Origin of the sequence: Pseudomonas sp. NPDC077408, assembly GCF_050269105.1 — a bacterium.
GTDB lineage: Bacteria > Pseudomonadota > Gammaproteobacteria > Pseudomonadales > Pseudomonadaceae > Stutzerimonas.
In genome coordinates this window covers 114,643-138,595 of the sequence record NZ_JBNNHS010000010.1, presented here as the reverse complement: position 1 = coordinate 138,595, position 23,953 = coordinate 114,643, and the positions used below count along the sequence as shown (strand labels likewise).

At 62.7% G+C, this 23,953-nt stretch carries 26 protein-coding genes; 18 read left to right on the top strand and 8 right to left on the bottom strand.

What is annotated here, in order from left to right; genetic code table 11:
• Positions 1 to 56: 56 nt before the first annotated feature.
• Positions 57 to 542: a response regulator gene (locus ACQKEK_RS20095; RefSeq protein WP_499144187.1), complete on the bottom strand. Its 486-nt coding sequence runs from the start codon at positions 540 to 542 to the stop codon at positions 57 to 59.
• 13 nt (positions 543 to 555) lie between these two features.
• The gene (locus ACQKEK_RS20090; protein ID WP_499144186.1) at positions 556 to 2,811 is read right to left on the bottom strand and encodes an ATP-binding protein; all 2,256 of its coding nucleotides are present in this window, start codon (positions 2,809 to 2,811) and stop codon (positions 556 to 558) included.
• Positions 2,812 to 3,036: 225 nt separating this feature from the next.
• Between ACQKEK_RS20090 and ACQKEK_RS20085 the strand changes: the two genes are divergently transcribed.
• Positions 3,037 to 3,444, top strand: a complete 408-nt coding sequence (locus ACQKEK_RS20085; RefSeq protein WP_499144185.1) for an SMI1/KNR4 family protein — start codon at positions 3,037 to 3,039, stop codon at positions 3,442 to 3,444.
• A gap of 55 nt (positions 3,445 to 3,499) precedes the next feature.
• Positions 3,500 to 3,874, top strand: a complete 375-nt coding sequence (locus ACQKEK_RS20080; protein WP_128119957.1) for a DUF3301 domain-containing protein — start codon at positions 3,500 to 3,502, stop codon at positions 3,872 to 3,874.
• A gap of 9 nt (positions 3,875 to 3,883) precedes the next feature.
• Here ACQKEK_RS20080 and ACQKEK_RS20075 read toward each other — a convergent pair whose 3' ends face one another.
• Positions 3,884 to 4,846: a CobW family GTP-binding protein gene (locus ACQKEK_RS20075; RefSeq protein WP_499144184.1), complete on the bottom strand. Its 963-nt coding sequence runs from the start codon at positions 4,844 to 4,846 to the stop codon at positions 3,884 to 3,886.
• 90 nt (positions 4,847 to 4,936) lie between these two features.
• Here ACQKEK_RS20075 and ACQKEK_RS20070 point away from each other — a divergent pair, with 90 nt between their 5' ends.
• Complete coding sequence (locus ACQKEK_RS20070; protein WP_046163291.1) at positions 4,937 to 5,293, top strand: hypothetical protein; 357 nt, start codon at positions 4,937 to 4,939, stop codon at positions 5,291 to 5,293.
• Between the two features lie 46 nt (positions 5,294 to 5,339).
• On the opposite strand, the gene ACQKEK_RS20065 is transcribed toward ACQKEK_RS20070, so the two are convergent.
• Complete coding sequence (locus ACQKEK_RS20065; RefSeq protein ID WP_499144183.1) at positions 5,340 to 5,864, bottom strand: DUF3617 domain-containing protein; 525 nt, start codon at positions 5,862 to 5,864, stop codon at positions 5,340 to 5,342.
• Positions 5,865 to 6,009: 145 nt separating this feature from the next.
• On the opposite strand from ACQKEK_RS20065, the gene ACQKEK_RS20060 reads away from it, so the two are divergent.
• From ACQKEK_RS20060 to ACQKEK_RS20045, 4 genes are all read left to right on the top strand, one after another.
• Positions 6,010 to 6,525: a sigma-70 family RNA polymerase sigma factor gene (locus ACQKEK_RS20060; protein WP_499144182.1), complete on the top strand. Its 516-nt coding sequence runs from the start codon at positions 6,010 to 6,012 to the stop codon at positions 6,523 to 6,525.
• Entirely contained in the window at positions 6,526 to 7,464 is a 939-nt protein-coding gene (locus tag ACQKEK_RS20055; protein WP_499144181.1) for a FecR domain-containing protein, read from the top strand.
• Between the two features lie 114 nt (positions 7,465 to 7,578).
• The gene (locus ACQKEK_RS20050; protein WP_499144180.1) at positions 7,579 to 10,068 is read left to right on the top strand and encodes a TonB-dependent siderophore receptor; all 2,490 of its coding nucleotides are present in this window, start codon (positions 7,579 to 7,581) and stop codon (positions 10,066 to 10,068) included.
• Positions 10,069 to 10,136: 68 nt separating this feature from the next.
• A complete protein-coding gene (locus ACQKEK_RS20045) occupies positions 10,137 to 11,321 on the top strand; it encodes a PepSY-associated TM helix domain-containing protein (RefSeq protein ID WP_499144179.1) in 1,185 nt (394 codons plus the stop codon).
• A gap of 99 nt (positions 11,322 to 11,420) precedes the next feature.
• On the opposite strand, the gene ACQKEK_RS20040 is transcribed toward ACQKEK_RS20045, so the two are convergent.
• The 3 genes from ACQKEK_RS20040 to ACQKEK_RS20030 form a co-directional block, all read right to left on the bottom strand.
• A complete protein-coding gene (locus ACQKEK_RS20040; protein ID WP_463287503.1) occupies positions 11,421 to 11,822 on the bottom strand; it encodes a DUF1850 domain-containing protein in 402 nt (133 codons plus the stop codon).
• Positions 11,819 to 13,852, bottom strand: coding sequence for a TRAP transporter permease (locus tag ACQKEK_RS20035; protein ID WP_128119949.1), 2,034 nt, complete (start codon positions 13,850 to 13,852; stop codon positions 11,819 to 11,821). Before ACQKEK_RS20035 ends, ACQKEK_RS20040 begins: the two co-directional genes overlap by 4 nt.
• 171 nt (positions 13,853 to 14,023) lie before the next feature.
• Positions 14,024 to 14,977, bottom strand: coding sequence for a TAXI family TRAP transporter solute-binding subunit (locus ACQKEK_RS20030; RefSeq protein ID WP_045423094.1), 954 nt, complete (start codon positions 14,975 to 14,977; stop codon positions 14,024 to 14,026).
• 381 nt (positions 14,978 to 15,358) lie between these two features.
• Here ACQKEK_RS20030 and ACQKEK_RS20025 point away from each other — a divergent pair, with 381 nt between their 5' ends.
• A complete protein-coding gene (locus tag ACQKEK_RS20025) occupies positions 15,359 to 15,787 on the top strand; it encodes an HhH-GDP family DNA glycosylase (RefSeq protein WP_128119948.1) in 429 nt (142 codons plus the stop codon).
• Positions 15,788 to 15,866: 79 nt separating this feature from the next.
• On the top strand, positions 15,867 to 16,109 hold the full coding sequence (locus ACQKEK_RS20020; RefSeq protein ID WP_127840533.1) for a hypothetical protein: 243 nt from the start codon (positions 15,867 to 15,869) through the stop codon (positions 16,107 to 16,109).
• A 4-nt stretch (positions 16,110 to 16,113) separates the two neighbouring features.
• On the opposite strand, the gene phnN is transcribed toward ACQKEK_RS20020, so the two are convergent.
• Positions 16,114 to 16,653, bottom strand: coding sequence for a phosphonate metabolism protein/1,5-bisphosphokinase (PRPP-forming) PhnN (gene phnN / locus ACQKEK_RS20015; RefSeq protein WP_499144178.1), 540 nt, complete (start codon positions 16,651 to 16,653; stop codon positions 16,114 to 16,116).
• A 111-nt stretch (positions 16,654 to 16,764) separates the two neighbouring features.
• On the opposite strand from phnN, the gene ACQKEK_RS20010 reads away from it, so the two are divergent.
• The 9 genes from ACQKEK_RS20010 (at position 16,765) to madL (ending at position 23,951) form a co-directional block, all read left to right on the top strand.
• Complete coding sequence (locus tag ACQKEK_RS20010; RefSeq protein ID WP_499144177.1) at positions 16,765 to 17,202, top strand: YqaA family protein; 438 nt, start codon at positions 16,765 to 16,767, stop codon at positions 17,200 to 17,202.
• Positions 17,203 to 17,318: 116 nt separating this feature from the next.
• On the top strand, positions 17,319 to 18,986 hold the full coding sequence (gene mdcA, locus ACQKEK_RS20005; protein WP_499144176.1) for a malonate decarboxylase subunit alpha: 1,668 nt from the start codon (positions 17,319 to 17,321) through the stop codon (positions 18,984 to 18,986).
• Positions 18,986 to 19,864, top strand: a complete 879-nt coding sequence (locus ACQKEK_RS20000; protein ID WP_499144175.1) for a triphosphoribosyl-dephospho-CoA synthase — start codon at positions 18,986 to 18,988, stop codon at positions 19,862 to 19,864. Before mdcA ends, ACQKEK_RS20000 begins: the two co-directional genes overlap by 1 nt.
• Positions 19,865 to 19,866: 2 nt before the next feature.
• Positions 19,867 to 20,166, top strand: coding sequence for a malonate decarboxylase subunit delta (locus ACQKEK_RS19995; protein ID WP_045423103.1), 300 nt, complete (start codon positions 19,867 to 19,869; stop codon positions 20,164 to 20,166).
• On the top strand, positions 20,159 to 21,025 hold the full coding sequence (locus ACQKEK_RS19990; protein WP_499144174.1) for a biotin-independent malonate decarboxylase subunit beta: 867 nt from the start codon (positions 20,159 to 20,161) through the stop codon (positions 21,023 to 21,025). Before ACQKEK_RS19995 ends, ACQKEK_RS19990 begins: the two co-directional genes overlap by 8 nt.
• Positions 21,022 to 21,807: a biotin-independent malonate decarboxylase subunit gamma gene (mdcE, locus tag ACQKEK_RS19985; RefSeq protein ID WP_463309576.1), complete on the top strand. Its 786-nt coding sequence runs from the start codon at positions 21,022 to 21,024 to the stop codon at positions 21,805 to 21,807. Before ACQKEK_RS19990 ends, mdcE begins: the two co-directional genes overlap by 4 nt.
• Before the next feature lie 71 nt (positions 21,808 to 21,878).
• Positions 21,879 to 22,499: a malonate decarboxylase holo-ACP synthase gene (locus ACQKEK_RS19980; RefSeq protein WP_499144173.1), complete on the top strand. Its 621-nt coding sequence runs from the start codon at positions 21,879 to 21,881 to the stop codon at positions 22,497 to 22,499.
• Positions 22,496 to 23,422: a malonate decarboxylase subunit epsilon gene (mdcH, locus tag ACQKEK_RS19975; RefSeq protein WP_499144172.1), complete on the top strand. Its 927-nt coding sequence runs from the start codon at positions 22,496 to 22,498 to the stop codon at positions 23,420 to 23,422. Before ACQKEK_RS19980 ends, mdcH begins: the two co-directional genes overlap by 4 nt.
• A gap of 130 nt (positions 23,423 to 23,552) precedes the next feature.
• Positions 23,553 to 23,951 carry a malonate transporter subunit MadL gene (gene madL, locus ACQKEK_RS19970; protein ID WP_499144171.1) on the top strand — a complete coding sequence of 133 codons (399 nt, stop codon included), beginning with the start codon at positions 23,553 to 23,555 and terminating at the stop codon, positions 23,949 to 23,951.
• Positions 23,952 to 23,953 lie beyond the last annotated feature (2 nt).

Genomic DNA, 23,953 nt, shown 5'->3' with positions numbered 1-23,953 from the left:
CGGATACCGCACTACTTGAAGGGGAGTTCTGCTTTGGAGCGTTAAGCATGAGCGTTCTAGCTCGGCTCCTCACTGCTCTTGCGATCCCGAAGTTGGCGCTGCAACCGCAGCGATCCGGGTGGCGGCTCGTTTAGCACGGCCCAGAAAATCCCCAAATCGGAGATGGCGGCGACGAAATCTCGGAATTCGACCGGCTTGACCACGTAAGCGTTCACTCCGAGTTCATAAGCCCTGACCAGATCGGGCTCTTCACGGGACGAGGTGAGCATCACAACAGGAATGCTGCGCAATTCTGGCGTGTCGCGTACGGTCTTCAGCACCTCCAGGCCATCGATCTTTGGCAGCTTCAGGTCCAGCAGGAGCACGGCTGGGTTGCCATCGGCGCGGCTCACGTGGTCGCCGCGGCGGTGCAGGTAATCCAGCGCCTCGGCACCATCACGCATGACAATCACGTCATTGGCCAACTGGCTGCGCTCGAGCGCTACCAAGGTCAGCTCGAGATCGTGTGGATTGTCCTCGACCAGCAGAATCGGTTTGAGCATTTAGAGTCCCGTACTAAATGGGTGACGCGTAGGTAAGTCTGGGGAGCGAAAAGAAGAAGGTTGCGCCTTGGTTAACCTCGCCGTTGGCCCAGACCTGACCATCATGGCGTTCGATGATGCGGCGCACGCTGGCCAGACCAATCCCGGTGCCTTCGAATTCTTCCATGCGATGCAGGCGCTGAAAGACGCCGAACAGTTTGTTGGCGTATTGCATGTTGAAGCCCACGCCGTTGTCCCGAACGTAGACGATGATCTCTTCAGCGCGTTCTTCGGCGCCGATTTCGATGATCGCGCGCTCGCGTTTGCGGCTGTACTTGATCGCGTTCGAGATCAGGTTGCGCAACGCCATGTGGATGAAAGCAGCGTCGGCGACCACGATAGGCAAGGAATGAACCTGCCATTCTATTTCACGGCCGTCGCAGTCCGGTGCCATTTCCTGACGAATGGATTCAACCAGCGCGGAAAGATTCACATCGGACAAGCGCAGCGCGGCGCGGCCCATCTGGGAAAAGCTCAGCAAGTTGTCGACGAGGGTTCCTGCAAATCGGGCCGCATCGCCGATATTGTCCAGAAAGCGCAGGCCGCGTTCGCTGAGCTTGCTGCCTTCAAGCTCTCCGAGTAGCTCGGCGTAGCCGGCGATATGCCGCAACGGCGCCCGCAGATCGTGCGAAACGCTGTATGAAAAAGACTCCAGTTCCTTGTTACTTTCGCGCAGCTCGCCCGCCAGCTGGGCCATCTCTTCTGCCTTGCGCAGGACGATACCGAGCACCGCGGTACGCAGCTCCAGCGCGCCCTCCAGTTCGACTTGCTGCCAGGGCGACGCATAGCCGCGTACCGTCTCTTGCCAGCTTTCAAAGCTGTGGCGCGGAGACAGGCTGCCCTGACTGTCGATGTGCTTCTCTGGCTGGCCGGCCCAATTGACCGTCTTGATCTGTTCGCGCCGGAACCAGATCAGATAATGCGGATGCAGGCGGGAGATAGAGATGGCCAGCAAACCGGCGCAATGCTCGGCCAGTTCAGGAATAGCCGGTACATCTCGGCTGACGCAGTCGGTGCTGAACACCAGCTGGTCGCGCTGCTGTGACAGCCAATGAGTGAGTCGCACCAGTAAGGCTGCCGGCGGCGTTTCGCCCACCGGTTCGGAGTGTTCGCCCGAGACGATGGCGCTACCGACCGCACCGGCGAAATCCAGTACGACCTTCGGCAGGCACTTGAAACCTTCAATAACGCTGTCGCGGTCGGCCATTGACGAGAGCATCTCGACGATCTGCCGTCGCAGTTCGAGCTTGCGCTGCGCCAGGGTTGCTGCTTCCTTGGCTTCGATTTGCAGCGACATGATGCGTCCAAGGAGTTCGCAGGCCGTTCGGGTTTGGTAGTTGACCTGGCGAGGTCCGGCATCGTGGCAGGAGATCAGACCCCACAGGCGCCCCTGAATGACGATGGAGATCGACATCGAAGCCAGCGTGCCCATGTTGCGCATGTATTGCAGGTGAACCGGCGACACGCTGCGCAACGAGGCGAAACTCAGGTCCAGCGGCTCTCCGTCGGGGGTGAGCGTGGGTACCACCGGAGAGGGTTTGTAATTGGCGTCCTGGATCACGCGGATCAGGTTGTTGCAGTAGAGTTGGCGTGCCTGCGGAGGGATATCCGAGGCGGGAAAGCACAGGCCCAGATAATGCGGATAACCTTCGTCAGCCTGTTCTGCCAACACATGGCCGTTGCCCTGGGCGTCGAACCGATAGGCTTTGACCCGACCGAACCCGGTGATGCGCTTGACCTCATCAACGGCCAGTTGGCAGATGTATTGAAGGTCTTGCGCCTCCTGCAGCTGCACGACGAAAGTGCGCATCAACGGGTATAGCTTGTCGTATGCCGCGCCTGGGCTGCCGGCTGATTCGAATTCGACGATCAGCTTGCCGTGGTAACGGTGCGCCATAAGAGCCAGCGGCGGATGGTTGCTTCGGCCAGGCAGGTTGAAATTGATGTCTCGCAGATGAAAGGGATTGTGGTCATCGTCAATCAGACTGGCGAGCCCTTCGGCAAAGCCGCAGTCACCAATGAGTTCCGTCAGAGGCTGACCCAGCAGCATTTGCGCATCGACGCCTAGCCATTCACGAACGTTTTCGCTGGCCTGGGTAATCGTCAGTTTTGGCTCGCTGAGCACCAGCAGAAAGCCGTGGGGCTGAATGCTGCCGGGGATATGGATGGGCTCATCGCCGCATTGGGCAATGGCCTTGGCGAGCATGTCTTGGTCTTCGATGGATGCCACAATTTCTCCTGTCCGCCCCGGTACGGGCAATGGCGACGAGCAGGCACCAATTGCGGTTGCTACCTTATGGTCTGAGACTGCAAGACGGATTAATGATTAGCTGCGAAACCTGCCAGTGCGACATTTTTTCCAAACGGCAAATACTTTAGCGCGACTGGTACTGGCTAGCCAATGCGCGGGCTTGTATAAACGGCGCATTCTTAAGACCGTCGAAGGGGGACCGTCATGGAGGAAGTGATCGAGCAGCTGCGTGAGCTAAACGAGCCGGTACCGGTACCGCTCGAGCTGCCGGACGATGACCGGTTGGTCGAGGTCGAGGAGGAGTTGCTAATCAACTTACCCTTTGGTCTGCGCGAGTATCTGCTCACCGTCAGCGATGTGGTTTATGGGCGTCTGGAACCGGTAACTGCCGTCGATCCGCAATCGCACACCTATTTGCCCGAAGTGGCCGCGAGCGCCTGGGACGCAGGCGTGGAGCGAGACCTGCTACCTATCTGCCAGGACGGGCCGGACTTCTATGTAGTCGATCTTGAAGGCGAGGTCATGCTGTTCAATGGCAGCGAGCATGAAATGACGGACGAAAGCTGGGAGTCGGTCTGGCACTGGGTGCGCGACGTTTGGCTGGAGAGTTGATGGACGTCTCGGCCATCACGCCTCGGCCGTGCGCTGGCCGCTGGCTGCCGCACGCATGATGACCCTCGGTAACCTGTTCGTCTTTCTCCTGCTGCTCTCCGCTGGCGCCTGGCTGTGGCACTCCCATGGCATTCGCGAACGGGCGCTCATCGCGGTGCGGCAGCATTGTAAAAAGATGGATGTAGAACTGCTCGATGGGAACGTAGCCTTTCGCCGCCTGGGGCTGATTCGTGATGTGCGCGGTCATCGCCGCTTCGCGCGGGTCTACGGTTTCGAGTTCACAGTGACGGGCGAGCAGCGCCATCAGGGCAGCATCGTGATGTTTGGTGCACGCCCGGGCCCCATCGAAATGGAGGCGCATCCGTTTCCGGCACGTCAGGACTCAGAACAGATCATTCAGATGGACGAATGGCGCCGTCGCGGCGAGTAGGCGTACAGCTCATAGACGACAGGCGATCATCGCGTCATTTAGACGTTTTTCATTCTGAGGCTCTGCGAAGATCAGTTCGAGGCGAGAATCCTTGCGCCATTCGCTGGGCCTGAAGACCAGGCTTTGGCCACCCAGTGCGTTAAGTGATTGCCAGCCCTGTGCACCCTGTATAACCAGCTTGGCACGGCGCCAGTCCAGCGATTCCAGCCATGCTATTACCCGCTCCAAATCGAAGCGCTGGCTGGGATGCCAACGCCAGCCGATGCTCCAGCCTTCGGCATTTCCCTGGCTCTGGCAGAGCGGTTGCCGCGGGTCCCGCCAGACCCTGCCAAGGGTGACCGCAGCAGTGGGCAATGAGGGTTGTATTTCGGTGTCACCGGCGCGCTGATCGATGCCTGGCAACGCTGCAATCGGCAGCTGCCCGTGTTGCGTCCAACGGATCGGGATTGGCGGCAGCAGCGATTCAAGCGCCCCGCGTTCTGTCTCGCCCAGGTCTTCACTCTTGTTCACCACCAGCAGGCCACAACGGTGCAGCGATTGCTCCTGGCTCGCCGGCAGGGAGATTCCGCGCAGCAGCGCTGGCCCATCGATAACCGCCACGCACGGCTGCAGGGCGAGCACGTGTTGCCACGGTGGGCCTGCCAGTTGATCGAGCAGCTCGGCAGGATGGCCCAGGCCAGAGGGTTCGATGAACAATCGGTCTGGCTTTGCTTTGCGCAGGAGTCGACCCAGACCCACCTGGAAGGGCACGCCGTTCACGCAGCACAGGCATCCACCGGCGACTTCCGTCAGGCTCACGCCTGCGTCGTCGGTGCTCAGCAGCGCTGCATCGAGCCCGATCTGTCCGAACTCGTTGATCAGGATCGCCCAGCGCTCGTTGGAAGGCCGCTGCGCCAGCAGGGCGCGTATCAGGCTGGTCTTGCCAGCACCAAGTGAGCCGCTGATGAGATGTGTCGGGATATGGGAGAGCATCGCGCTATGGTGCGCATTCTGCTGAACAGAGGAAAGCGGTTTTCAGACCTGCATGCTAGAGTCGCGACGTCCTATCGGGAGGAACCGGTGATGCGTTCGCTGTACGTGCTGCTAATGATGGTGGGGCTTTGCGCCGAGGCGTTTGCAGAAGGCTGCATTGTTCGCAGCCAGGATGATCGGGTTGAAGTGAAGGTCTGCCAGCAGAATCAAAGCATTCCTGAAACGCTGTTCCGCACCGGTTTTTGCCAGCCTGCTCTCAAAGACAAGAAGGTTGAAGTGACCTTCGTCGAGCAATGCCCAGCTGGGTCCTTCGGTATCTGCCGCAACGCTCAGGTATCCAACATGCCGTATCGTCAGGACATTCATTATTACGGCGTGGCCAGCGATGCGCGTTTTCTGAAGCCCGCCTGCGAGCAGAACAGCGCTGGCGAATGGGTGACTGAATAACCACCTAGCTCTGGGCGTTGCGTTCCACGTGAAACGTCCGCGTTAGCTAACTCTGAGGCTTCAGCGTACCGCAGTCCTCGCCGAGCCACTGGCCGCGCGACTGCATCCGGCTGGTGCCCTGCTGTTCACCCACGGCGTACGTCGTCTCGATCATGTTGGCCACTTCCCGATTGCTGATGATCTTCGTCTCGCCCTGGCCCTTCGCATCCGGGCACTCGAAACGGAATCGCCACAGGCTGTCGGTATGCTCGAGCACTTCCTGCGTGCAGCCGGGCTCGTCCTGGAAGGGCAGCTTGCGTGATTCGACCTGAGCTTCGCTCAGACAGAGCCGAATGCCACCGGAACCCAGCTCAACGCCTTGTTCGGCGAGCATGCTCTCCATCATCTTGCGCTGTTCGGGCGGCAGCTCTTTCATCTGCGCCAGCATTTCGGCCATGCCCGGCATTTCCATGCCGTCGACGACCAGCTTTTCACTGGTGAACTCCCATAGACCCGGCAGCAGCTGCTCAGCCTGAGCGGGCAGGGAGGCGGCGGATAGTGCAGCTAGGGTGAGCCAGGCAAAGCGGATCATGGAGGATCTCCTGCAATCAGATGTCCGATAGCCTAGTCCAGCCATCCCAAACCCGCGATTGAAACAGCAAAGAAGAAAAACCCCGTGGTCTTTTGTTGTTGAGAAGCGTTAGCATTAGCGTCCTCGGGGTGAAAGGCGGCGAAACATGGCAGCTGACGGGTTGGTCCGGCAACAACTGGTGCATCGGCTCTATGTCGACCATCAGGGCTGGCTGAACGGTTGGTTGCGGCGCCAGCTCGGCTGCAACCAGCGGGCCGCCGACCTGGCTCAAGACACCTTCGTACGGGTGCTGAGCAAGGATCAGGGGCTGGATGCGATCCGTGAACCGCGCGCCTACCTGCACACAATCGCCCGTGGCCTGTTGATCAACCATTGGCGTCGGCGGCAGATCGAGCAGGCGTACCTGGAGGCCATCGCGCTGCAACCCGAGGCGGTCGCACCGTCGCCAGAATCCCAGGCGCTGGTGGTCGAAACGCTGATGCAGGTCGAGGCCATGCTGGCTCGCCTGCCGGAAAAGGTGCGCCGTGCGTTTCTCCTGTCACAACTGCATGGCATGACCTACGCGTCGATCGGCCTGGAGCTGGGCGTGTCCGAACGGATGGTCAAAAAATACATGGCGCAGGCCATGCTGCACTGCCTGACCCTGATCGAGGACGACTGAGTGACGCTGGATTATCAGGTGCTGCAGGCCGCCGCGCAGTGGTTCGCGGTGCTGCAATCGGACAGTGTCAGCGATGCTGACCGTGAGGCGTGGCGGCGCTGGCTCAGCGACCCCGAGCATGCGCGGGCCTGGCGGCGCGTGGAGCAGATCAGTGGCCGTTTCGAGCCGCTCGCCCGCGATCCGTTTGGGGCGAAGGCGAGCAGCTTGATGCAGCGTCGCCAGCCCACCCGGCGGCAGGCTCTGAAAAGCCTGTCGGTCGTGTTCGGTGGCGGTCTTCTCGCCGTGGCGGGTGGTGCCATGCCCTGGCGCAGCTGGACGGCCGATCAACGTACGGCAGTGGGCGAGGTGCGTGACTGGCAGTTGCCGGAGGGTTTGCATCTGTGGCTCAACACCGACAGCGCAGTGGACATCGCGCTCGATGATCAGCTTCGGCAACTGGCGCTCTACCGCGGCGAAATACTGGTGCAGGCGAGCCCGGAGCGGCGCCCCTTGGTGCTGCGCACTGCCGAAGGCAGCGTGCAGACCGGGGAAGCCGCGCGTTTTTCGGTGCTGCAGCGCGACGGACGTACACAGCTCAGCGTTTACGATGGCACTGTCGAGGTCCGACCCTCCAACGGCCGACCGCGCCTGGCGCATCAAGGGCAGCAGCTCGACTTCACCCACCTTCGCATCGAGCCTGAACGTCCGGTTCAACCGGGCCGGCAAGCCTGGGCGAGCGGGGTGCTGCTTGCAGACGACCTTCGACTGGATGAGTTCATCGACGAGTTGGGGCGCTATCGTCAGGGTTACCTTGGCTGTGATCCGCGTATCGCCAGCCTGCGGGTTGTCGGCGCTTATCCCCTGGCCGATACCGACCGCGTACTGGAGGTCGTTGCCAGCACGCTTTCGCTGCGCGTGAATCGTCGGTTGCCCTGGTGGGTGAGCCTTGAGCCGGCATAACCGCCTGCGGTCAGAGCAGGGCAAAAAAATTTCTATTTCGAGGTTCCCTTTTCTGCGCGCTCGCTGGGCATAACCGCATCGATCCCGAATTTGCCTTCGCAGAAAGGATGAATCATGCGTTCCAATGCCTCGCCGCTCCGCCGTTCCAGCCCACTGTCTCAAGCCGTCCGCGCCGCGCTGTTCTGTTTGCCGCTGACCGCGGTTGCCGTTGCGCCCGTGGCGCTGGCGCAATCGACCACTCAGCAAGCCGTTCGGAGCTACGACATCCCTGCAGGCTCGCTATCCAGCGCCCTGAGCCGCTTCGCTGGCGAAGCAGCGGTGATGTTGTCCGTCGATGGCAGCCTGCTCGATGGTCGCGAATCGGGGGGCTTACAGGGCCGATACAGCGTTGAAGCGGGCTTCGACAGGTTGTTGCAAGGCAGCGGTCTGCAGACCGTACGTGACGCGCGCGGCGCCTATTCGCTGGTGCCAGCGCAGTCTCGCGAACAGGCCGAAGCCGTCGAGCTGAAGCCGATGGTGGTGGAGGGTTTTGCCCTGGGCAATGCGCTTGGGGAAATGGAAGGCTACAACGCGACGCACAGCAGCGTGGCGACCAAGACCAGCATGCCGTTGGCCGAGACCTCGCAAACCGTTTCCGTGGTCACGCGCCAGCAGATCGAAGACCAGGGCTCACGCTCCATTGCCCAAGCCGTACGCTATACGCCAGGCCTGATGAGCACTCCCTATGGGGCGACGACCCGATACGACTACGTTGCCATGCGTGGAATCACCGACGGCTCTGTGGATAACCTTTACCTCGACGGCCAGAAGCTGCTGGGTGATAGCGGCACCTACAGCAGCCTGCAGGTCGACCCGTATTTCATCGAGCGTATCGATATTCTCAAGGGACCGTCCTCAGTGCTCTACGGACGCAGCCTACCGGGCGGGCTGGTGGCGATGACCAGCAAAAAGCCGCAATACCAGACGAGCCGGCAGATACGCCTGTCCTACGGCAGTGAGGACAACAAGCAGGTCGCATTCGACTTCACCGGGCCGCTGGAAGACGAGCGCATTGCCTACCGCCTGGTCGGTGTCGCGAAGGATGCCGACAACCAGGTCGATGGCATCGAAGAGAAGCGCTACGCCGTCATGCCTTCGCTGAGCATCGACTTCACCGAGGATACCCGGCTGACGCTCCAGGCCATGCTCCAGCATGACCCCGAAAGCGGATATCACGGGGGCCTCCCAGCCGACGGCACCGTCACCTCGCACAACGGCCAGCGCATCTCACGCAGCTTCTTCGAAGGCGATGAGGACTACGAGCAGTTTGAGCGCGATCAGCAGATGATTGGCTATCAGCTGGAACACCGTTTCAACGATACGGTGTCGGCGCGGCAGAACTTCCAGTATCTCGATTCGACGGTCGAATCCGGCCAGGTCTACCAGTACGGCTACGCCACACAGGACGAGCTGGTGCGCTACTACACCGGCGCCGATGAGGCGTTGCATGCCTGGACCCTCGACAACCAGCTGCAGTTTCTCTTCGATACGGGAGCGCTCAGCCATACGCTGGTGACCGGTCTCGATTATCAGCGCCGCAAGGCGAAAGTCGACTATGACGCAGGGTACGGCCTTTCGGTGATCAACCCTTACACCGGAAGCGTTGGCGCGGCTAACCCGACGTTCTACCACCAGTACGACGAGACGCGTGAGTTGGAGCAAACCGGGCTCTACGTGCAGGATCTCATCAGCCTCGGCAACTGGCGGTTCTCGCTGGGCGTGCGCCAGGACTGGGTGGATGTCTCGTTCGACCACACCGAGGACGCCTCCTACGGCGATCAGTCCGATGCCGCCAAGCTGGAGCAGTTCACCGGCCGTGTCGGTGTGCTCTACGCCTTCGATAACGGTCTGTCGCCCTATGTCAGCTATTCCGAGTCCTTCAACCCCAACGCTACCGCGGCCTACAACGCGAATAGCAGCGGTGGCTTCGACATCACGCTGCTCGACCCGACCGAGGGCGAACAGTACGAGCTGGGCCTGAAATACCAGCCGCTAGGCACTGATGATCTCTACACCATCTCTTATTTCGACCTGAAGCAGTCGAACCTGGCGAACAAGGATTCCAACGAGAATTTCTATCGTGCAGTCGGTGAGCTCACGTCCAAGGGCGTGGAGTTGGAGGCGCGCCTGCGCCCGCAGGACAACCTCAATGTGATCGCCAGCTATACCTACATGGACGTGGAGTATTCCAAGGACTTCACCGGAGCTGCCGGGGTCAACAACCGCGGCAATACGCCCAACGCGGTGGCGCGCAACATGGCGTCGCTATGGACTGACTACACCTTCGAGCAGGGCGCCATCGCGGGTCTACAAATCGGTGGCGGCGTGCGCTACTTCGGCAAGAGCTGGGCGGACGCGGAGAACACACTGCGCATCCCGTCCTACACGCTCTATGACGCCATGCTGGGCTATGACCTGTCGCGGGTGGGTCTGGATGGGCTTGCCGCGCAGCTGAATCTGAACAACCTGACCGACGAGAAATACGTCGCGGCCTGCAACAGCCTCAGCCAGTGCTATTACGGCGAAGCGCGAAATGTCATGGCTACGCTGACCTACGACTTCTAAGAACCGGCGAAAGCCGCTGGCCTTCATCGGCCGGCGGCTTTGTGCTTTCTGCAAGACGGACACTGACCATGCGTTCGATCCTGGTACTGCTGCACCGCTACATCGGCCTGGCTACGGCGTTGTTCCTGTTTCTGGCAGGCATCACCGGCAGCGTGCTGGCCTTCCATCATGAACTGGATGAGTGGCTCAACCCCGAGTTCTACCACACCGCCAGCGAAGGCCCGGTGCTGGCGCCTGGAGCGCTGGTCGAGCGGGTCGAGCAGGCCAACCCGCGCATGCAGGTCTGGTACATGGAGTTCCCCGACGAGCCGGGACATGCCGCGCTAATGGCCCTGGTGCCGCGCAACGATCCGCAAACCGGTAAGCCCTATGACGTAGAGCCCGTGGTGCAATACCTCGATGCGGTGACCGGCGAGCTTGTCGGCACCCGTCACTGGGGTGAGTGCTGCTTTTCGCGCAAGAATTTCGTGCCTTTCATGCTGGAGTTTCACTACAACCTGACCTTGCCCGGCAATTGGGGCATCTGGCTGATGGGTGTCGTCGCGATTTTCTGGACCCTCGACTGTTTCGTCTCCCTGCTGCTGACCTTCCCTCGCGGGCGGCCGTTCTTCGGCAAGTGGTGGACGGCCTGGAAGATCAAGCGGCAGCGGCTCAACCACGACGTGCATCGTGCGGGCGGCCTGTGGCTGTGGTTGCTGCTCACGCCGGTCGCCATCAGCAGCATTGCCATGAACCTGCCCGAACAGGTGTTCAAACCGGTGGTGTCGTTGTTTTCACCGGTCGAGCCGAGCGTGTACGAGGCGCGCGGTCGGCTGTCCAAGGACGAGCTGGGTACGACCCAGTACGACTTCCATCGAGCCTACGATTACGCCATGCAGCACGCCGCGGCCCTGGGCCTGAGCGAGCCGATTGGTGAGCTGTACTACAGCTTCGAATACAACTTCTATGGCGCGGGCTTCGGTGACCACGACAGCAACCAGGGCAACGCCTGGCTGTTCTTTCATGGCAGCGACGGAACGCAATTGCTCGGGCAGGAGATACCGGGGCAGGGCACCTTGGGCGAGCAGTTCCACATGCTGCAACCGGCGATCCATGGTGGGCGGATTCTCGGTATGCCGGGACGCATCCTGATCGCAGTGTTGGGCGTGGCGATTGCCGTGCTGTCGGTGACCGGGGTGGTGATCTGGTGGCGCAAACTGCGCGCCAGGCAGCTAGCGGCAAGCAAGCGCAGAGAGACGTTGCAAACGGCCTGATCGGCGACACTACCGCCGAGCGAACGTAGGGCGGATCACGCTTCACCGATCCGCCAAGCAATCTATGCGCCCCTAACGCGGCAACGCCTTTAAACCAAATTAGGTGGAACCGACCGCCTGCGCGGCGCAGCTCCAGAGTTCCAGCGCGGGCTGGTCCGCTTTTGGCGGACCGAGCCATTCGCTCAATGCGTGACAACGCTGGTTAAAACACAGTTGATAATCCCCTGCTTCGGGGGTTCGCCCCACTCGCAAGGGTTGCAACGGCGGCATCTGGCGCTGGTAGTGCCAGGCCCCGTCACGCAGTTCGGCGTCATCCGGGATTTCCATCCCGGCACCTGAACCCTTGACCCGCGCTTCGCCGAGCAGCAGCCCGTCCGGCGTCACGCGGTAATCCTCTTCCCAACGGATCTTCTCGATCGTGTGGGTCCAGGCCAAGGTGAAGTCGGCCGTGGGCACCTGCGCCCATACCACCCCGGCCAAGCCCAGACAGAGTCCGATCACGCCAGTACCGGCCCGGCCCGGCGGGCACGCACGATGTGCTGAGCCAGCAGCAGGAAGCCGATACCAAAGCCGATTTCATCGGTGATCGGCATGGCCATGATCAGCGTCGCACCGGCGGCGAAGCCCAGCACCCGCTCCCACCAGGCCAACGGTCGCTGCAGGTAGCCGATCGTGGCGATGCCCCAGAGACCAATGGCAAAGCTTGCCTTCAGCACCATGTACGCAGTCATCCACAGGCTGTCGCCCTGCATCATCAGCGACGGGTTGTAGACCGCCATGAACGGCACCACGAAGCCGGCAATGGCGATGCGCACCGCCCACATGCTGATCTTCAGCCCGGTTTCCTTGGCGATCGGCGCCGCCGCGAAGCAGGCCAGCGCGACAGGTGGTGTCAGGTCAGCCAGGATGCCGAAATAGAACACGAACATGTGCGAGACCAGCAGCGGAACGCCAAGGTCCAGCAGGGCCGGTGCGGCGATGGAGCTGGTGATGATGTAGTTGGGGATGGTCGGAATGCCCATGCCCAGCACTAGGCAGGTGGCCATGGTCAGCAGCAGCGACAGGAAGAGGTTGTCCTCACCCACCGCGAGGATGTAGCCCGCAAAGGTCGAGGCCACACCGGTCAACGACACCACACCGATGATCACGCCCACCAGCGCACAGGCGATACCCACCGGAACCGCATGGCGCGCGCCTTCCACCAGCGCATGCAGGCACACCACCAGGGTGTCGCGCCCGCCCTTGATGAACCAGCAGATCGCTACCAGTACCGCGATAACCCCGAAGATCACCCCGATGCCGAGCTGGAAGAACCCGGCACAGAGCACGCCCAGGGCGATCCAGAATGCGACGCGCAAGCCGAATGACGAGACCTTGAGGATGATCGCCGAGCCGAGGATCACGATCGCCGTCAGTGCCAGGCCGACCATGCCCGAGAACAGTGGCGTACGCCCGGAAAACAGCAGGTAAACCAGCACACCCAGTGGAATCAGCAGATACCAGCGCTGCTTGACCGCGGCCATGGCGCTCGGGCATTCCTCTTTCGGCAAGCCTTTGAGGTTGGCGCGCTTGGCTTCCAGGTGAACCATCCAGAACACCGAGCCGAAGTACAGCAGGGCTGGGATCAGCGCGGCCTTGGCGACTTCAATGAAGGGCACGTTGATGGTTTCGGCCATGATGAACGCCACGGCACCCATCACCGGCGGCATCATCTGGCTGCCCATGGAAGAGGTTGCTTCGACACCGCCGGCAAACGCCGACTTATAGCCGAAGCGTTTCATCAGCGGAATGGTGAACTGGCCGGTGGTCACCACGTTGGCGACACCGGAACCGGTGATGGTGCCCATCAGCGCGGAGGACACCACCGACACCTTGGCCGGCCCACCCAGCTTGTGGCCGAACAGGCCCATGGCGAAGTCGGTGAACAGCTTGATCATGCCGGCCTGTTCGAGGAAGGCACCGAAGAGGATGAACAGGAAGATGTAGGTCGCCGACACGTAGGTCGGCGTGCCATACAGACCCTCGGTACCAAAGGCGAGCTGGTTGACCATCTGATCGATGCCGTAGCCACGGTGCGCGAGATCGCCGGGCAGGTACTGGCCGAGCAGGCCGTAGGCCAGGAATGTGGCGCAGATGATCGGCAAGGCGATGCCCATGACCCGGCGAGCGGCTTCGAATACCAGGGCGATCAGCAGCACGCCGACGGCGAAATCGAGGGTCGTGAGGTCGCCGGAGCGCTGGATCAGGTCAGCTTCGAAATACCACTGGTAGAACGCCGTGCCCATGCCCGCCAGGCCCAATACCCAGGCCAGCGGCTGCCAGGGGCGGCCATTGCCCGCGGCTGGAAAGTACAGGTAAACGACCATCAGCAGAAAGCCGACATGCCCGGCTCGTAGTACCTGGCTCGATACCGGGTGAAACGCCGCCATGACGATCTGGTAGATGGAGAACAGCAGGGCCACATAAAACAAAGCTTTTGGCCAATCGGCTGCGCTACCTGCCAGGCCTTCCTCTTGTTGTAGTTCGCTCATGAATTGCCTCGAGCTGATAAAACGTGGTCGCGTAGAGCCGCTAACAAAACCTGCCGTGATTTCACGCTGGTTTTACTAGCGCCTCTTCAGATTCAGATTGGACGAGCCGCAGACGTCAGGACTGACGCCCGCGGTTCAGGCTGGGCAGCACCGGGCTGCCCAGGGGCGTAATCAGAGTACGCCGGCTTCCTTGTAGTAACGCTCGGCACCCGGGTGCAGCGGGATCGGCAGCGCCTTGGTGGCGTTTTCCAGCTTGATGTCCTTGGCGGCAGAATGCGCGTTGCCCAGCTGGTCGAGGTTCTCGAACAACAGCTTGGTCATCTGGTAGGCAATGTCATCCGGCACGTCCGAATGGGTCACGAGGATGTTGGTGATGGCAACGGTCGGCACGTCGGCTTCCTGGCCGTCATAGGTACCCGCCGGGATCTTCGCTGCCTGGTAGGCGTCGTTGCCGATCTTGTCGACCACGTCTTGCGGGATTTCCACGTAGTTCAGCGGCATGGTCGAAGCCAGGTCGCGAATGGCGGCCATACCCAGGCCGGCCGACTGCAGGGTGGCATCCAGCTGGCGGTTCTTGATCAGCTCGACGGATTCGGCAAACGGAAGGTATTCCACCTTACCCATGTCTTCGTAGCTCAGGCCGGCCGCCTTGAGGATGGCGCGAGCGTTGAGTTCGGTGCCGGATTTCGGCGCGCCGACGGAGATCGACTTGCCCTTGAGGTCGGCCAACGTCTTGATGCCGGACTCTTTGCTGGCGACGATCTGGATGTAGTTCGGGTAGCTGCCGCCGATGGCGCGCAGTTTCTTCAGGGGTGCCTTGAAGCCGGCTTCCTCGACGCCATTCCAGCCGTCAGCCACAGAGTCACCGAGGGCAAAGCCCAGCTCGCCACGACCGGATTGCAGCAGATTGAGGTTTTCGACCGAAGCCTTGGTTGCCTGCACGGAGGTTTTCGCGCCGTCGATGCCTTTGCTGTACAGCTGGGAGATGCCCACCCCGATTGGGTAGTACACACCGCTGGTGCCGCCCGTGAGGATATTGATGAAGGTCGGGGCAGCCACTGCGGCGGTGCTGGCGGTGAAGGCCGCTGCGGCAGCGAGCAGGCTGAAGCGTTTGGTCAATCTCATGGTGTATCTCCGTTTCGTTGTTATTGGTTTTGCAGAACTGACGATAGACGATCAGCTACAGCGCCAGGGCTGCATGCAACGACAAGAAAAGGAGAGACGGCGTCGGACGTGCTTTCACAGAGTGAAGCAGGAGCGCTGTGCGGCTTTTCTTGTCGTTGGTCGTCGCATCGGGCGGTTAAGACGTAGCACGAGCTGTGCCATAACGCTGAAGGCTCTGTTTCGGCGGGTCAGGGCTGCCTCATAGACGCCGTTGGCAAGATTTCGCTCATCGGTGAAGCGGCGATAGGCGGAATTCTGCCTATCGCCGCGCAAAAGCCGATGCGAACCCTGTCCTGCCGTTGGCGTCGCAACAAAGGAATCCTCCGCGAGCGAGACACAGCAATGGCCAGCGAAATCAGTGCGAAAGAACTCGGGATCGATATCAGTCAGGGAGAAGGCGAGCTGTTCAAATGGTTCATCGCCAGCTTCCTGTTCGGCAAGCGCATCCAGCAGGACATCGCTGCCGACGCCTATCGTGTCATCGTCGAAAAGCACCAACGCGACACGCCGAGAAAGATCTGCAATTGCAGCTGGCAAGAGCTGGTGGACATGCTGGGGGAGGGTCACTACGTGCGCTATGACGAATCGACTGCCGAACGCCTGCTCAAGCTCTGCGACAAACTCAATAACGAATACGGCGGCAAGCTCGGCAACATTCGCGAAAGGAGCAAGGACCGAAAGGAGCTGGAAAAAAGGCTGGGCGAGTTCGAAGGGATCGGGCCGAAAACGGTGGAGATTTTCATGCGCGAGGCGCAAAAGGTCTGGTCCTAGCCGCCGCTGCGACCAGCTGTGCTTGCGCTATGGATCGATCCGGCTAAAGTGGCGCCAGCCCTCCATCGAAGTCCGACCCATGCGCGCCGTTCTCATTGCGTTCAGCCTGTTCTTGCCGCTGTTGGCGTACGCCGCCCCGGCGCCGTATTACCAGTGGCAAAGCAAGGCCGACGGCACTGTGATCTGTCGTCAGACCTCGCCAGGGCATGGCTGGGAGCTGCTCAATGGCCAACCTTTTCGCGACCTCAAGTGCACCATGCCGGCCGGCCGCATCGACCGGCCCAGCGCGGTGCCGGGCTTCCACCCACAGCCAGGGCGCTGATGCGTTAACGATCGATGAGTCGCAGCAGCTTGCTCACTGACTCGTGAAGATCGCCTGAGTTGTCCAGCAGGAAGAGTTCGTCCAGCGAATCCTCGAAACGCGCGTTACGTGCCAGTCGCGCCTCGATCTGCTCCGGCGTTTCGCGGTTGCGTTTGAGCAACCGTTGGCGCAGCACCTCGGGGCGCACGCTGAGCAACACCGCCAGCAGGTCGGGGTAGCGCTGGCGCGCCTGCTCAAGATAGCCACGCGAACCGTTGACCAGCACATCCTCACCGGCGGCCAGCCACTGGTCGATCTGGATGGGTATCCCGTATGCAAGATCGTTGGCGCGCCAGCTCATGGCAAAGGCACCGTCGCGCTCCAAACGATCGAACTCGTCATGACTGACCGCTTCGGCAGATTCCCCCACGGCTTCGGCCGAGCGCGTGATGACTCGCCGTGCGATACGTACGCCGCGCTCGGCCAGGGCTTCGCGTGCCGCATCGAGCACGCTGTCCTTGCCCGAACCGGAAGGGCCGATGAGGTAGATCAACCTGCCTTTCATCAAAATCCTCTGTTACCTTGCCATGCGTGACGCCAAGGCCGCAGCCTGCCAGATTTTCATCATGCCTTCTCGTTATGTCGCATCGGCGATGCCTGAGCCCACCATTCCATAATGTTCGACCTGACTGCCTACCTCGGCCTGTTCGGCGCGGCCTTCGCCGCCGCTACGCTGGTACCCGCTCAATCCGAGGCCGTGCTGGTCGGGCTGTTGCTGCATGGCGGCTATTCGGTGACAGGTCTGCTGGCGGTCGCCACGCTGGGCAATGTACTGGGCTCATTGGTCAACTGGCTGTTGGGCCGATCGATTGAACGCCTGCGCAACAAACGCTGGTTCCCCGTCAGCGCGCAGCAGCTGGAACGGGCCCAGCGCCGTTATCACCGCTTCGGCCGCTGGTCGCTGCTGCTGAGCTGGGTACCAATCATCGGCGACCCGCTGACAGTAGTGGCTGGCACGCTGCGTGAACCGCTGTGGAGCTTCCTTTTGTTGGTAACCCTGGCCAAGGGCGGCCGCTATTTGCTGCTCGCCAGCGTGACGCTCGGTTGGCTGTGAGCCCATTCAGAGCCATCGTTAACCTCAGCGTAACGAAACGCCTCTGCGCTTGATTGATGACCCTCCGGTCATCTCCCTACTGTGCGCTCCACAAGCGGAAAAACTGTGGAGTCGCCATGACAACAACAATCTCCCCACCGCCGCAGTGGTCGCGTCGTCGCGCTGAAAAAGCCCGGCGTCTCGATCAGGTGCGCAGCCTTGCCGATGGCGTGGTGCTGCCCAGCGAGCGGATCGTCGAGGCCCTGGAACTGCTGATCGCCCCCGGTGACCGGGTGGTGCTCGAGGGCAATAACCAGAAGCAGGCGGACTTTCTCTCCCGCTCGCTGGCCCAGGCCGACCCCGGCAAGCTGCATGATCTGCACATGATCATGCCGAGCGTCAGCCGCGCCGAGCACCTGGACCTGTTCGAACGCCAGATCGCGCGCAAGCTAGACTTCTCCTTTGCCGGGCCGCAGAGCCTGCGCATCAGCCAGCTCCTTGAAGACGGGCTGCTGGAAGTCGGCGCCATCCACACCTACATCGAACTCTATTCGCGTCTGTTGGTGGACCTGATCCCCAATGTCGCGCTGGTGGCCGGCTTCCAGGCCGACCGCCACGGCAACATCTATACAGGTCCCAGCACCGAAGACACCCCGGCGCTTGTCGAGCCCACCGCGTTCTCCGACGGCATCGTCATCTTCCAGGTCAACGAGATTGTCGACGAGCTGCCGCGTGTGGATATCCCGGCGAGCTGGGTGGATTTCGTCGTAGTCGCCGACAAGCCGTTCTACATCGAGCCGCTGTTCACCCGCGACCCGCGCCACATCAAGCCGGTACACGTGTTGATGGCGATGATGGCGATCCGCGGCATCTACGAAAAACACAAGGTGCAGTCGCTCAACCATGGCATCGGCTTCAACACCGCCGCCATCGAGCTGATCCTGCCGACCTACGGCGAATCCCTCGGCCTGAAAGGCAAGATCTGCCGCAACTGGACGCTCAACCCGCACCCGACGCTGATCCCGGCCATCGAGACCGGCTGGGTCGAGAGCGTGCATTGCTTCGGCACCGAATTGGGCATGGAGAACTACAACGCCCATCGGCCGGACGTGTTCTTCACCGGCCGTGACGGCTCGATGCGCTCCAACCGCATGATGTGCCAGCTGGCCGGGCAGTACGCGGTGGACTTGTTCATCGGTGCAACCCTGCAGGTCGATGGCGATGGGCATTCCTCCACGGTGACACGCGGCCGCCTGGCGGGCTTCGGCGGTGCGCCGAACATGGGCCACGACCCGCGCGGTCGCCGCCATCCGACCCCGGCCTGGCTCGATATGGCCATGCCCGGTGGCGAAGCCCCGGTGACCATGCTCGAGCGCGGCAAGAAGCTTGTGGTGCAGATGGTCGAGACCTTCCAGGAAGGCGGCAAACCCACTTTCGTCGAGCAGCTCGACGCGGTCGAGGTGGCGAAGAAGAGCGGCATGCCGTTGGCGCCGATCATGATCTACGGCGACGACGTCACCCACCTGCTGACCGAAGAAGGCATCGCCTACCTCTACAAGGCCCGCTCGCTGGAAGAGCGTCAGGCGATGATCGCCGCGGTGGCCGGCGTCACCAGCATCGGCTTGCGGCACAACCCGAAGGACACCGAGCGCATGCGCCGCGAAGGCCTGATCGCGCTGCCGGAAGACCTTGGCATCCGCCGCAATGACGCGTCTCGTGAATTGCTCGCGGCCAAGAGCATCGCCGATCTGGTCGATTGGTCCGGCGGCCTCTACAACCCGCCTGCCAAGTTCAGGAGCTGGTGATGAGCGCACTCATTGCAAGACAGGCGCAGCCGACGCTGGCTGAGCGCCTGGCAGACTTGGCGGTGCAGGCGCTAATCGACGAGGCCGACCTGTCGCCGAAGCCGGGGCTGGTCGATCGACGCGGCAACGGCGCGCATGACGACCTGCACCTGGGCTTGATGCACGCCTCGGCTCACGCGCTGTGGCCTACGTTCAAGGCGATGGCCGAAGCGGCGCAGCAGCTTGGCGAAGTCGGCCAGCTCTTGCGCGAAACCCTCGGCCAGCTGGGCCGGGACGGCGAAGCCGACATGCTCCGCGTCACCCATGGCGTGAACACCCATCGCGGGGCGATCTGGGCGCTGGGGCTGCTCAGCGCGGCGGCGGCTCTCGAAGCCGACGCGCCCGACGCCCGAGGCGTTGCGGCAACGGCCGCCGCGCTGGCCCGCTTGAGCGACCCGGCTGCGCCGCACAACCCACACAGCCATGGTGCGCGGGTCTGCCGGACCTATGGCGTGCTCGGTGCACGGGAACAGGCCCAGCACGGCTTTCCCGCCGTCATCGAACAGGGCCTGCCACAACTGCTGGTGAGCCGCCGCGGCGGGGCAGGTGAGCAGAACGCCCGGCTCGATGCACTGCTGGCGATCATGACCGAGCTGAGCGACACCTGCGTGCTGCACCGCGCGGGCCTCGATGGCCTGACCCGCATGCAGCAGGGCGCTCGCGCCGTGCTGGCTGCCGGCGGTTGCGCCAGCCTCGCCGGGCGCCGTCAGCTGCGCGCACTGGAAGGCGAGATGTTGTCGCTGCGCGCTTCGCCAGGCGGCGCCGCCGACCTGCTTGCCGCCACCTTATTCCTCGACCGCCTGGCGCCATTTGCGCCGGCGCCGACTGGGAGCAACTGAACATGGAAACCCTGTCTTTCGAATTCCCCGCCGGGCAGCCCGCCCGCGGCAAGGCCCTGGTCGGCGTGGTCGGCTCGGGCGATCTGGAAGTGCTGCTCGAACCCGGCCAGGCCGGCAAGCTGGCGATCCAGGTGGTTACCTCGGTCAATGGGGCCGAACAACGTTGGCAGCAACTGTTCGAGCGGATGTTCCGCGAGCAGAACCTGCCGGCGCTGAACATCGATATTCACGATTTTGGGGCCACGCCCGGTGTAGTGCGTCTGCGCCTGGAGCAGGGACTGGAGGAGGTCGGCCATGACTGATGTGTCCGCTAACACCGTGGCCCGTTTACTTGAGTCGCGCAGCTTCGTCGAGCTCGGCGCCCGCCAGCGTGCCCGCGCACTGCTGGACGAAGGCAGCTTCCGCGAACTGCTCGATCCGTTCGATCGCGTCACCTCGCCCTGGCTGCCGAAGCAGGGCATCGTCACCCAGGCCGACGACGGCGTGGTGGTCGCCAAGGGCACCATTGACGGCCAGCCGGCAGTGATCGCCGCCATCGAAGGCGCCTTCCAGGGCGGCAGCATGGGTGAAGTCGGGGGCGCAAAGATCGCCGGCGCGCTGGAGCTGGCCGCCGAGGACAACCGCAACGGCATCCCGACCCGTGCCGTGCTCTTGCTGGAAACCGGCGGCGTGCGCCTGCAGGAAGCCAACCTGGGCCTGGCCGCCATCGCCGAGATCCAGGCGGCGATCGTCGAGCTGCGCCAATACCAGCCGGTGATCGGTGTGGTTGCTGGCTCCGTCGGCTGCTTCGGCGGCATGTCCATCGCCGCCGGGCTGTGCAGTTATCTGGTCGTCACCCGTGAGGCCCGCGTCGGCCTCAACGGCCCGCAGGTGATCGAGCAGGAAGCCGGTCTCGACGAGTACGACTCGCGCGACCGCCCCTTCATCTGGAGCCTGACCGGCGGCGAGCAGCGCTATGCCAGCGGCCTGGTGGATGCCTACGTCGCTGACGATACCGACGCCATCCGCGAGCAGCTGCATGAGCTATTTGCCCTGGGCATACCCGTTCAACCACGTAGCCGTCGCCATGCCTGGTTTCTGCAGCGCCTGGCCGACGTTGATACCCGCACGCAGCTCGATGCTGCCGCCGTGCGTGCCCTTTACGAAGGAGATGCCCAATGAGCCGTGGACTGAACTGGTTGCAAGCCTTGGCCGGCGGTCAGGCACTGGCGGGCTACCCGGCCTCGGTAAAGGTGGTCGATGGCACCCTCGGTGATCGTACCGCCCGCTATATCGCCGTGGTGCCGGATGCCGAGAATCCCTTCCCGCGCGCGCGCAACGGCGAGGTCGGCCTGTTGGAAGGCTGGGCGCTGGGCCAGGCGCTGGATGAGGTGATCGAGGCGGACCGCGACAAGGCGGACAAGCGCGTGGTGGTCGCGATAGTCGACGTGCCGAGCCAGGCCTATGGCCGTCGCGAGGAGGCGCTGGGCATCCATCAGGCGCTGGCCGGTGCGGTGGACGGTTATGCCCGCGCACGACTGGCCGGGCATCCGGTGGTCTCGCTGCTGGTGGGCAAGGCGATGTCCGGTGCCTTTCTGGCCCACGGTTACCAGGCCCAGCGGATCATCGCCCTGCGCGATCCGGGCGTGATGGTGCATGCCATGGGCAAGGCCGCCGCCGCCCGCATCACCCTGCGCAGCGTCGAAGAGCTGGAAGCGCTGGCCGAATCGGTGCCGCCGATGGCCTATGACATCGACAACTACGCGACCCTCGGTTTGCTCTGGGAAACCCTCTCGGTGGACAGCATCGAGCAGCCGTCAGCCGGTGATCTGCAGCAGGTGCGTGACTGCCTACAGCAGGCCGTCGCCGACATCGGCACCGGCACTGACCTGCGCGGTCGTCTCGGCGCGCCGAACCGTGAGGCCTCGTCGCGTGTGCGCGACCTGCTGCGTGAGCAGTGGTAGGCAAAGCGTAGCGGGCGCCACTCGCCAAACGAACTCAGCACTCGACAACAACAATCACGAGGAGGCTGTAGATGCATGACATGACACGCCCCCATGACCTGCTCTGGGGCATGGCCCCAGCGCAGTTGCCCGCAGATGCGCCCGATTGGGCACGTCAGGTGGTCGATGCCGGCCAGCCGGTCGTGGTCCGCCGGGCAGTGGTGGCTAGCGGTCAGATCGCGGTGGGCCTGCGCGGCAGTCGCCGTGAAGAGCGCTACGCCTCGGTGATGGTGGCGAGCGAGGTGCTAAAACGCGTGCGTCCGGAACAGCTTGTCGAGCGGCTGCCCGTTACCGAACTCCCGGCGCTGAGTGCGCTGGCTGAGCTGAAGCCAGCGCTCGATGCGCTCGGTCTGTGCTGGGGTGTCACGGGATCGGTCGGCTACCAACTGGCGACCGGGCTGCCGACGGCCCATGCCGACAGCGATCTCGATCTCTTGTTGCGCACGCCCCTGGCACTCTCACGCCCCAGGGCGCGGGAACTCCAGCGCTTGTTAGACCAGGCGCCTTGCCGCGTCGATATGCAACTGGAAACTCCCGCCGGTGCGATTGCCTTGCGCGAATGGGCCGGCCACTCGCCCCGAGTGTTGGTCAAATGCGCTACCGGCGCGCGGCTTGTCAGCAATCCGTGGGCCCCTGAGGAGCTGGCCGCATGAGCAGCCTGTTCGCCTTTCCCGGCCAGGGTGCGCAGAAGCCTGGCATGTTGCATCGCCTACCGCAGGAGCCGGAGGTACTGGACTGTCTGCAGCAGGCCAGCGATGTGCTTGGCGAAGATGCGCTGACGCTGGACAGCGAAACGGCTCTGGCTTCGACCCGTTCCGTGCAGCTGTGCCTGCTGATCGCCGGTGTTGCCAGTGCTCGATTATTGATGCGGGGCGGCCAGGCGCCCGACTACGTTGCAGGCCTGTCGATCGGCGCCTACGCCGCGGCCGTGGTGGCCGGCTCGCTGGACTATCGGGACGCCGTGCGGCTGGTCGCCCTGCGCGGTGAGCTGATGCAGCAGGCCTACCCGCAAGGCTACGGCATGACGGCCATCCTTGGCCTGTCGCTGACTGCGGTTGAAGGCCTGCTGGCGGAGGCCGAGGAACCTGCGTACCTGGCCAATATCAATGCCGACAACCAGCTCGTGATTGCCGGCAGCGATGCGGCCATGGCCGCGTTGGCCGTGCGCGCCAAGGCTCTTGGTGCTTCCTGCGCGCGGCGCCTGGCGATGAGCGTGCCCTCGCATTGCGCGCTTCTGGCGGCGCCGGCGCGGCAGCTTGCCGAAGCCTTTGCTGCCGTCGAGCTGCGTGCCCCGCGGATTCGCTATCTGAGCGGCTCGTCAGCACGCCCGGTGTTCGATGCAGAGCGTTTGCGTGACGACCTGGCCTTCAACATGTGCCGCGTCGTCGACTGGCACGGCACCCTGCGCACCGCCTACGAACGCGGCGTGCGCTTGCATATCGAACTGCCCCCCGGCTCGGTACTGACCGGCCTGGCGCGGCGGGTTTTTGAACAAGGAACGCTGGTCGCCTTTGACGGCGCCCGGTTGGACACACTGGACGCCTTGCTGCGTCAGGAGGGCAGCCAGAGCCGATAGATCGCGTGCATTTCAGAGCGAGCGAGCCGTACTCGCCACTGTTCGATGGATAAAAACAACGACCTCGACAACACACGCGCATCGGAGCCGGTAGTACCGGGCCTGAGCGCAACCCAAAAGGACAATAACAATGATTATCTTCGGTGTGGCCTTCCTGGCCTTGTGCACCCTGACAGGCATCTTCGTCGGTGAACTGTTGGGCAAACTGATTGGCGTCCCTGCCAACGTCGGCGGCGTCGGTATCGCCATGGTGTTACTGATTCTGCTTGGCAGCTATCTCAAGTCGCGTGGCCTGTTCACGATGGATTCGGAGCAGGGCGTCAAGTTCTGGAGCGCCGTCTACATCCCCATCGTGGTCGCCATGGCGGCGCAGCAGAACGTGTATGGCGCCCTCAGCGGTGGTCCGATGGCGATCCTCGCCGGCGTCGCCGCGGTGGCCATCGCCTTTGCCCTGGTACCGGTGCTCGACCGGATCGGCCGAAAAAATCTTGAAGCCGATGAAGCCAAACCACTGACCAACGAGGGCTAAGC

What these genes read in the sequence shown, in the direction of transcription:
- ACQKEK_RS20095 (WP_499144187.1), bottom strand. Translation starts at nt 542, where the DNA reads ATGCTCAAACCGATTCTGCTGGTCGAGGACAATCCACACGATCTCGAG.
- ACQKEK_RS20085 (WP_499144185.1), top strand. Translation starts at nt 3,037, where the DNA reads ATGGAGGAAGTGATCGAGCAGCTGCGTGAGCTAAACGAGCCGGTACCG.
- ACQKEK_RS20080 (WP_128119957.1), top strand. Translation starts at nt 3,500, where the DNA reads ATGATGACCCTCGGTAACCTGTTCGTCTTTCTCCTGCTGCTCTCCGCT.
- ACQKEK_RS20075 (WP_499144184.1), bottom strand. Translation starts at nt 4,846, where the DNA reads ATGCTCTCCCATATCCCGACACATCTCATCAGCGGCTCACTTGGTGCT.
- ACQKEK_RS20070 (WP_046163291.1), top strand. Translation starts at nt 4,937, where the DNA reads ATGCGTTCGCTGTACGTGCTGCTAATGATGGTGGGGCTTTGCGCCGAG.
- ACQKEK_RS20065 (WP_499144183.1), bottom strand. Translation starts at nt 5,864, where the DNA reads ATGATCCGCTTTGCCTGGCTCACCCTAGCTGCACTATCCGCCGCCTCC.
- ACQKEK_RS20060 (WP_499144182.1), top strand. Translation starts at nt 6,010, where the DNA reads ATGGCAGCTGACGGGTTGGTCCGGCAACAACTGGTGCATCGGCTCTAT.
- ACQKEK_RS20050 (WP_499144180.1), top strand. Translation starts at nt 7,579, where the DNA reads ATGCGTTCCAATGCCTCGCCGCTCCGCCGTTCCAGCCCACTGTCTCAA.
- ACQKEK_RS20045 (WP_499144179.1), top strand. Translation starts at nt 10,137, where the DNA reads ATGCGTTCGATCCTGGTACTGCTGCACCGCTACATCGGCCTGGCTACG.
- ACQKEK_RS20035 (WP_128119949.1), bottom strand. Translation starts at nt 13,852, where the DNA reads ATGAGCGAACTACAACAAGAGGAAGGCCTGGCAGGTAGCGCAGCCGAT.
- ACQKEK_RS20030 (WP_045423094.1), bottom strand. Translation starts at nt 14,977, where the DNA reads ATGAGATTGACCAAACGCTTCAGCCTGCTCGCTGCCGCAGCGGCCTTC.
- ACQKEK_RS20025 (WP_128119948.1), top strand. Translation starts at nt 15,359, where the DNA reads ATGGCCAGCGAAATCAGTGCGAAAGAACTCGGGATCGATATCAGTCAG.
- ACQKEK_RS20020 (WP_127840533.1), top strand. Translation starts at nt 15,867, where the DNA reads ATGCGCGCCGTTCTCATTGCGTTCAGCCTGTTCTTGCCGCTGTTGGCG.
- phnN (WP_499144178.1), bottom strand. Translation starts at nt 16,653, where the DNA reads ATGAAAGGCAGGTTGATCTACCTCATCGGCCCTTCCGGTTCGGGCAAG.
- ACQKEK_RS20010 (WP_499144177.1), top strand. Translation starts at nt 16,765, where the DNA reads ATGTTCGACCTGACTGCCTACCTCGGCCTGTTCGGCGCGGCCTTCGCC.
- mdcA (WP_499144176.1), top strand. Translation starts at nt 17,319, where the DNA reads ATGACAACAACAATCTCCCCACCGCCGCAGTGGTCGCGTCGTCGCGCT.
- ACQKEK_RS20000 (WP_499144175.1), top strand. Translation starts at nt 18,986, where the DNA reads ATGAGCGCACTCATTGCAAGACAGGCGCAGCCGACGCTGGCTGAGCGC.
- ACQKEK_RS19995 (WP_045423103.1), top strand. Translation starts at nt 19,867, where the DNA reads ATGGAAACCCTGTCTTTCGAATTCCCCGCCGGGCAGCCCGCCCGCGGC.
- ACQKEK_RS19990 (WP_499144174.1), top strand. Translation starts at nt 20,159, where the DNA reads ATGACTGATGTGTCCGCTAACACCGTGGCCCGTTTACTTGAGTCGCGC.
- mdcE (WP_463309576.1), top strand. Translation starts at nt 21,022, where the DNA reads ATGAGCCGTGGACTGAACTGGTTGCAAGCCTTGGCCGGCGGTCAGGCA.
- ACQKEK_RS19980 (WP_499144173.1), top strand. Translation starts at nt 21,879, where the DNA reads ATGCATGACATGACACGCCCCCATGACCTGCTCTGGGGCATGGCCCCA.
- mdcH (WP_499144172.1), top strand. Translation starts at nt 22,496, where the DNA reads ATGAGCAGCCTGTTCGCCTTTCCCGGCCAGGGTGCGCAGAAGCCTGGC.
- madL (WP_499144171.1), top strand. Translation starts at nt 23,553, where the DNA reads ATGATTATCTTCGGTGTGGCCTTCCTGGCCTTGTGCACCCTGACAGGC.